This window comes from Streptomyces viridosporus (genome assembly GCF_002078235.1).
In the GTDB taxonomy this organism is placed as follows: domain Bacteria; phylum Actinomycetota; class Actinomycetes; order Streptomycetales; family Streptomycetaceae; genus Streptomyces; species Streptomyces viridosporus.
On the sequence record NZ_MSGP01000095.1, the window covers coordinates 1 to 352 of the forward strand.

The following is a 352-nucleotide window of genomic DNA, read 5'->3' on the forward strand; positions in this document are numbered from 1 at the left end:
CGGTCCCGCAGTTGCTGCGGGGTCACGTCGGCGGTGGGGGTGCGCCGCTTCATCAGGTCGGCCAGGGCCGCCATGTGGTGGTCCATGGCGTTGGACATCGGGATGTACTCGGCGAGGTGGGAGTCCGGGGTGACGCCCAGCAGGGAGCGCCGGTTGTCCACGACGAACAGCTTGCACTCGTCGCCCGGGTAACGCGTCGTCAGCTGATTGATCAGCAGGCGGAGCAGGTTCGACTTGCCGGACTCGCTCTCGCCGAAGACGAGGAAGAACGGGTCCTGGTCGAAGTCGACGAAGACGGGCTCCAGGTTGTCCTCGTCGAGCGCGAAGGCGATGCCGCGCTTCGGGAAACGGT

At 66.8% G+C, this 352-nt stretch carries 1 protein-coding gene; it reads right to left on the reverse strand.

Annotated features, from left to right (window positions below; genetic code table 11):
- On the reverse strand, positions 1-352 hold a 352-nt coding region (locus B7L92_RS42050), incomplete at both ends, for an FtsK/SpoIIIE domain-containing protein (protein WP_255310795.1).